At 42.8% G+C, this 6,262-nt stretch carries 8 protein-coding genes; 1 reads left to right on the forward strand and 7 read right to left on the reverse strand.

Going from position 1 to position 6,262, the window contains the following annotated elements; translation table 11 throughout:
- Positions 1–54: 54 nt before the first annotated feature.
- From ACIFSR_RS26715 to ACIFSR_RS26745, 7 genes are all read right to left on the reverse strand, one after another.
- Positions 55–858 (reverse strand): PSP1 domain-containing protein, encoded by an 804-nt coding sequence (locus ACIFSR_RS26715; RefSeq protein WP_053373398.1) that lies wholly within the window; start codon positions 856–858, stop codon positions 55–57.
- A gap of 3 nt (positions 859–861) precedes the next feature.
- Positions 862–1,839 (reverse strand): DNA polymerase III subunit delta', encoded by a 978-nt coding sequence (gene holB, locus ACIFSR_RS26720; RefSeq protein ID WP_430061197.1) that lies wholly within the window; start codon positions 1,837–1,839, stop codon positions 862–864.
- A 33-nt stretch (positions 1,840–1,872) separates the two neighbouring features.
- The gene (locus ACIFSR_RS26725) at positions 1,873–2,316 is read right to left on the reverse strand and encodes a YaaR family protein (RefSeq protein ID WP_076271265.1); all 444 of its coding nucleotides are present in this window, start codon (positions 2,314–2,316) and stop codon (positions 1,873–1,875) included.
- Between the two features lie 16 nt (positions 2,317–2,332).
- Positions 2,333–2,662 carry a cyclic-di-AMP receptor gene (locus ACIFSR_RS26730; protein WP_054025787.1) on the reverse strand — a complete coding sequence of 110 codons (330 nt, stop codon included), beginning with the start codon at positions 2,660–2,662 and terminating at the stop codon, positions 2,333–2,335.
- Between the two features lie 127 nt (positions 2,663–2,789).
- Complete coding sequence (tmk, locus tag ACIFSR_RS26735) at positions 2,790–3,446, reverse strand: dTMP kinase (RefSeq protein WP_339205851.1); 657 nt, start codon at positions 3,444–3,446, stop codon at positions 2,790–2,792.
- A 112-nt stretch (positions 3,447–3,558) separates the two neighbouring features.
- A complete protein-coding gene (locus tag ACIFSR_RS26740) occupies positions 3,559–5,088 on the reverse strand; it encodes an aminotransferase class I/II-fold pyridoxal phosphate-dependent enzyme (RefSeq protein WP_430061200.1) in 1,530 nt (509 codons plus the stop codon).
- A gap of 105 nt (positions 5,089–5,193) precedes the next feature.
- Positions 5,194–5,385, reverse strand: a complete 192-nt coding sequence (locus ACIFSR_RS26745; RefSeq protein WP_339205847.1) for a sigma factor G inhibitor Gin — start codon at positions 5,383–5,385, stop codon at positions 5,194–5,196.
- A gap of 232 nt (positions 5,386–5,617) precedes the next feature.
- Between ACIFSR_RS26745 and ACIFSR_RS26750 the strand changes: the two genes are divergently transcribed.
- Complete coding sequence (locus ACIFSR_RS26750) at positions 5,618–6,148, forward strand: hypothetical protein (RefSeq protein ID WP_076271261.1); 531 nt, start codon at positions 5,618–5,620, stop codon at positions 6,146–6,148.
- Positions 6,149–6,262 lie beyond the last annotated feature (114 nt).

Raw genomic sequence — 6,262 nt, forward strand, 5'->3', positions numbered from 1 at the left:
CCCAGAGCTTCAAGCGTGAGTGTAACCTCACCCGTGAGAATCGCACTCTGCCGCTTATTTGATGACGACATCATCCATCGACAGTTCTTTCGGTTTACCTGGTGTATCAAATAATTGCACATACACACTTTTGGTGGATGTATTAATACCAGTTACCTTGCCTTCACCATATGAGGTGACTACGAATTTTCCAATTGCCGGAAGTTCTTCTCGAATGCTTTCGTAATTGTCATGCTCATATTTCAGACAGCACATGAGACGACCGCATAATCCAGAAATTTTTGTCGGATTAAGCGATAAGTTTTGATCCTTGGCCATCTTGATCGATACGGGCTCAAAGTCACCCAGCCAAGAGGAGCAGCAAAGCACTCGTCCACATGGACCAATACCACCGAGCATCTTTGCTTCGTCCCGAACTCCGATTTGCCTGAGTTCAATCCGAGTTCGAAATACGCTGGCTAAATCTTTTACTAGCTCGCGAAAGTCAACTCGGCCTTCTGCCGTAAAATAAAAAATAATTTTGTTACGGTCAAACGTAAACTCAACGTCAACTAACTTCATGCGAAGCTGATGACCTTTAATTTTTTCAAGACAAGTAGAAAACGCATTTTTGGCTGCGGCGCGATTTTCTTCAACAACTTTTGCATCCACATCGCTTGCAATACGTATCACTTTCTTAAGAGGAAGAACAACATCCGATTCACCGACTTGCTTCTGTCCCACCACCACTTTACCGTATTCGATTCCGCGTGCTGTTTCAACAATAACATGTTGTTCCTTATCCACGGGATGCTCAACCGGATCAAAGTAATAGATCTTGCCCGCTTTCTTGAAGCGGACGCCGATGACATTATACAAGAATTAGCCCTCCTGTAAGTTTACCAATAGTTGCTCAAATGCGAGCTGAGGCGTAACATTCGCTCGCATACGCTTACTCGCTTCTAACGTATGCTCGATGCAGGACACCCAACCTGCGAACGAACGATTAAATGCATGTTTACTTATCCAATCCAACTGATCTATAAAAACGATGTTGTCCTGCCTGCCGGCCTGGAACTGTATCAAATCTTTAAACCATATAACTAATAACGACAACAGCAGTTGCGTATGCTCTACCAAATCTGTTTTAAATAGCTGTTGTCCAGCAGTGATCATCGCCGCGGTGAATCGGGTCAAACTCTCCTTGCCTAATTGTATCACTAGGGTTCTGATTTCTGCAAACTGATTCTGCTGGAGAAATTGTCTTGCACCGTCTAAACCTGATGTTAATTGAACAACGGTTCGGGCTAAAATAGATGGAGCACCCTCAGCAATAAGAGTTTGCAGCATAATCTCAGGCGACATCGGCAGGAAAGGCACCCACTGCGTACGAGAACGAATAGTAGGAAGAACAGCTTGTCCATTATCCGTAATCAGAATAGCAATAACTGGCGACAACGGTTCTTCCAAAAATTTCAGTAAACTATTCGCAGCCTGCAGCGTCATTTTGTCAGCTTGCTCTATCATATACACTTTGCGCTTCGTCCCGCTATTGCGATAAGAAAAGTCCCGCTGCAGCTCGCGAATTTGATCAATTTTTATGGACTGGCCATCTGGCGCTATCGTCGTTAAGTCTGTCTGATTGCCATGTTCAAATTTTCTGCACTCCAAGCATTCCCCGCAAGCAGCGGCAATACCTGCCGTACAGAACAATGCCTTTGAAAATTCGCGAGCCATCGCCATTCTTCCCGTACCTGAAGGACCATTAAATAAATAGGCATGAGAAATTTTACCGCTCTGCAAAGCATGGGTCAAAATCCGCTGCGCTTTCCATTGCCCCGGAATATTTTCGAAGCTCATCGCCGTTCCTTACCTTTCCCTGCTCTCTTATCATCAAAACAATAAATTAATAAGAAGGCCTCGTATCTCACCGATCCTGTTAAGCAAGTCAATTCTTCCTTGCTCACTGTCGAGTAAATCCTCAGCCATGGAGACGAGTGTCGCATCGATCTCATCCAGCAGTTTATATCGTTTAATTCGTCCTCTGCGATCGAAGCCTTTGACTTCCTTCAGCACAACGCCGCGCCGGATGGTGTCCTCCAAAAATTGCTTGATCATTTGACGATAAATTTTCAATTCACGGACAGTCATCACTCTAGCAAGTCGATCACCTTGTCTATGAATGTCCTGCAGCTTCAGTTGAAGCTGCTCTTGTGTGCGATCAGCATCCTGCTGAACCATCACATCAGCAAAGCTTCTTGGCTGTATCTGTTTGTTTGTGGCTTCGTTGTTTGTACGGTTTTGTCCCAATGGTCGAAAGCCTTGATCAATTTTCATTCTATATCACGCCCATTCAGAAATGCTCAAATCGTTCAACAGGCATTACGAATACAGCTGCTCCACCAACCTGTACTTCAACAGGGAAAGGAATATAGGAATCTGTTGATCCGCCCATCGGTGATACAGGAGTAACCAATTGGTCTCTTACTTTGCAATTTGCATTAATGACTTGAAGAACCTCATGTACTCTCTCGTCCTCAATACCAATCATAAAGGTAGTATTGCCTGCTCTTAGAAATCCACCCGTACTTGCCAGCTTCGTTGCTCTAAACCCTTCACGAACAAGTGCATTTGACAGTCTGTTGCTATCCTTATCTTGAATAACCGCGATTACTAATTTCATCTTCATTCCCCCTTGACTACTATTAGAATAGGTTATTAATAACTTGCAATTTTAACCATTAAACCATTTGTTGAATCTCAAGCCCCATAACGACAAATCTCTTGATGCATAGAATTTCGTCTATACTTTAAAGTTTGACATCGGTTGCAAAAAATCCTGCAAAACGCTCATCAATTGCTGATAAAACGTCAGCAAACACCAAATCCGCACTATTTTCGGCATTTACAAGCACGATTCGTTCCGGGTTCTGCTGCAACAGCTTCATATAGCCTTCTCGCACCTTCTCATGGAAAGACTGCTTCTCTAGGTCTAAACGATTGATTTCTCTCTCTGATGCTTGTGCGATACGTCCGAGACCTACTTCCGGAGACACATCCATGTAGATCGTCAAATCAGGCATCACTTCTTTAATCGCGAATTGATTGATGGCCCAGACCTCATCTATCCCAAGCCCACGCGCATAACCTTGATAAGCCAAGCTGCTATCTACGAAGCGGTCACAAATAACAAACTCGCCTTTCTCCAGTGCTGGAACGACCTTCTCCACCAAATGCTGTCTTCTCGCAGCTGCATACAGCAGTGCTTCTGTTCTTGCATCCATTGCAGTATTCTCGCGATCCAATATAACGGCGCGAATCTGTTCTGCAATGGGAATGCCTCCTGGTTCTCTCGTCGTCGTGATCGACTTTCCCCTTTGAAGCATTATATTCGTCAATTGTTCAATCAGTGTCGATTTGCCGGCTCCTTCGCCGCCTTCTATGGTAATGAATACACCTTTTTTCAAACTAAGGCTTCTCCTAACGTTATGTTAACTATACTTTCTTCTATATTAACAAAGCGGTACTCCTAGTACAATGAACATTTACTTCAAGTTCATAATCGTTCTGCTTTTCAGCTTATTCAGGGTAAACAGCTATGGTATTCATCATTCCATCAGCAGCGCCTTGAAACTTTGCACCCATCTCGGCAAGCTGTTGTATATGCTCAATTAACTCTGCCGTGATTCTCTCTCCTGGATACAAAATAGCGATGCCAGGCGGATAAGGTATGACCATCTCTGCTGATATATGATGTACAGCATCTTTCAGCTGTATTCGCTCACTTGATTTGTTCTTAAACCTAGATCTCGCAAACGAAACAGGCTCTGATATCAAGCGGCTCTCATGGCATGTAATTATTGAAGCTGCTGGCAGCGCACACCCCTCTTTATAATCAGCCATCAGCCCATCAGAGTTTTTACTTGTCGTAGCATTGGACTCAAGTGCCTCTACAGCCTCCTGCAGCCTCTTTATGTCCTCTAATGATGTCTGAATACCGACAACAAGTACAATATACTTAGGATCTGCCATCTCAGCAAAACAACCATGCTGCTCCATATGCTTCAGCAGCTCATAACCGGTTCGCTTACCGCTAGAATCGTATAGCACTAGTCGCAGCGGATCTGATCGCAAGTCTGATTCGCTATTTTCATCGATTTTTATCTCCCGTATAACGGATGAGTGACGATGCAGCCACTGACGGAAAAACGCCGCTGATTCAAGACTTTGTTTAAAAAGATCAGTACCCAAAGCATCAATCATTGCTCGGGAAATATCTATTGAAGCCAAAATCGGAAACGACGGGCTTGAGCTTTGAATCATCGCAAGCGACTGACGCAGCAATTCCCTTGATATTCTGTTGCCTTGAATGTGAAGAAGCGCCCCCATCGTAAGTGTCGGCAATGTTTTATGCGCTGACTGTACAACGCCGTCCGCTCCCTCTGACATTGCCGACAGCGGAAAAGCTGGCTCCAAGCCATAATGCGCACCATGTGCTTCATCTATGAAAATCGGCTTATTATACCGATGGACAGTCTCAACATATGATTTAAGCTTCACACTAATACCGTAATAATTCGGGTTAGTCAAAAAGACAGCTTTTGCATCAGGATATTGAATAAGCGCTTCTTCCACTTGCTGGACAGAAGGAATCGTTGCTAAACCCGATAACGGTTCAATCTGAGGCGAGAGGAACACTGCTTTAGCCCCAGCAAGCTTCAAACCATTTATAATGGATTTATGTACATTCCGTTGAACGATAACAATATCATCTGGATCACATGCAGCGAGCAGCAGCGCCATATTACCAGAGGTGCTTCCTCCAACCAAAAAGTAAGTCTCCTCTGAACCAAATGTTTTTGCAGCCAATTGCTGTGCTTCTTTAATAGAAGCTACAGGATGATGCAAATCGTCGGTTGATGAGATTTCAGTTAAATCAAGCTGCATTATTTTATAAAAATAATCGACTACATCATCATTTAATTGATCATTCCATGATGGTTGCTTAAGTGCTTGTCCCCCATGATGGCCGGGTACGTGAAATCCGACTGGCTTAGTACGGGTATGATTCACAAGCGCTTCAAATAACGGAGCAATAAAGGGCTTCATTTTTTATGTACAATCCTCTCCAGTAAACATTCATTCCTATTTCTATTATATATAATATTCAATAAACACTACAAAAAAAGAGCAGCTTCTGTAATCAGAAACCGCTCATGCATTTTTACCCAAAAATATTTGCTTCATTTGATTAATGAAAAAAGGGTATTTGGCATCTTTAACATCTGTTCTTATCATTTCCGCTTCACAGGTATCACAGATAAAACCGGTCACTATCCGAATACCCTGACCTTCAGCCTTTTCCTCGTTACAAATAATACACTGATACTCGCGATTATCGTCCATAACAATCCCCGCTTTCTGATCGTCCCTTATTAACTATTATTATGACACATAGTCTATCTATTTATACTTGTTTCATAGCGCATTTCAAATATTTATATATCGTATGCCCCGTATGGGCTAATGGTTACAGCATATGTAAAAATGTTTCATAAAGCTATGGACAGAATGCTTGTAAATACCGATATAGTTAACGAGAGTCACAGTATCTCTGAGAAGGAAAGGAAAAGTAAATATGCGTCAAAAATTATCCGAACAACAAAATGCTACAATTTATCAATATCAGCTTGTAAAACGAAAAATCATTCGCCCTGAGCTTATTCAGAGCCATTTGCTTATTGCAGCCGTATTATTGGCTTTCCAAATGCTTATGTATGAAATGGATGGTCTATTTTCATGGCTTTTCGGCTTTGCAGTCGTACAAATCATCCATATCGCGATTATACTGCTTACTTTTATCCGAGTGGACGAAGCAGCAGACAGGCAATGGGTCTGGCGTATTACACCGCCTTGGATTGGATTTAAACCAGCTAATGATATCAAGCTGTTCCTATTTCGCCGAGTTCATCGTCATATGTTCTGGATCGGCCTTTGTGCCATTGCGCTTCTATATCCATGGATCAAAGAATCATTGATGATTAGCATTGTAAGTTGGCACCTATGGCTGCTGATCCCGCGTATGCTTCTGTCCTTCTCTTTCCGTAAGGAGCAGAAGGACGGCGTACTTAGGCTTCAGTCTAGAGAAGCATCTTATTATCGCAGATAACAAAGAGGCCTTAGAAGCTCATACAGAGCGTTCTAAGGCCTCAATTTTTAATCTAAATTAGACACGGAAGAAACAAAAAACCTATCGCATCACATGCGATAGGTCTCTCGTGCT

Source organism: Paenibacillus sp. NRS-1760, from assembly GCF_050467785.1.
GTDB lineage: Bacteria > Bacillota > Bacilli > Paenibacillales > Paenibacillaceae > Pristimantibacillus.

Bases quoted from the DNA above. Each gene is read 5' to 3' on its own strand.
- holB (WP_430061197.1), bottom strand. From the start codon at position 1,839: ATGAGCTTCGAAAATATTCCGGGGCAATGGAAAGCGCAGCGGATTTTG.
- ACIFSR_RS26725 (WP_076271265.1), bottom strand. From the start codon at position 2,316: ATGAAAATTGATCAAGGCTTTCGACCATTGGGACAAAACCGTACAAAC.
- ACIFSR_RS26730 (WP_054025787.1), bottom strand. From the start codon at position 2,662: ATGAAATTAGTAATCGCGGTTATTCAAGATAAGGATAGCAACAGACTG.
- ACIFSR_RS26740 (WP_430061200.1), bottom strand. From the start codon at position 5,088: ATGAAGCCCTTTATTGCTCCGTTATTTGAAGCGCTTGTGAATCATACC.
- ACIFSR_RS26745 (WP_339205847.1), bottom strand. From the start codon at position 5,385: ATGGACGATAATCGCGAGTATCAGTGTATTATTTGTAACGAGGAAAAG.
- ACIFSR_RS26750 (WP_076271261.1), top strand. From the start codon at position 5,618: ATGCGTCAAAAATTATCCGAACAACAAAATGCTACAATTTATCAATAT.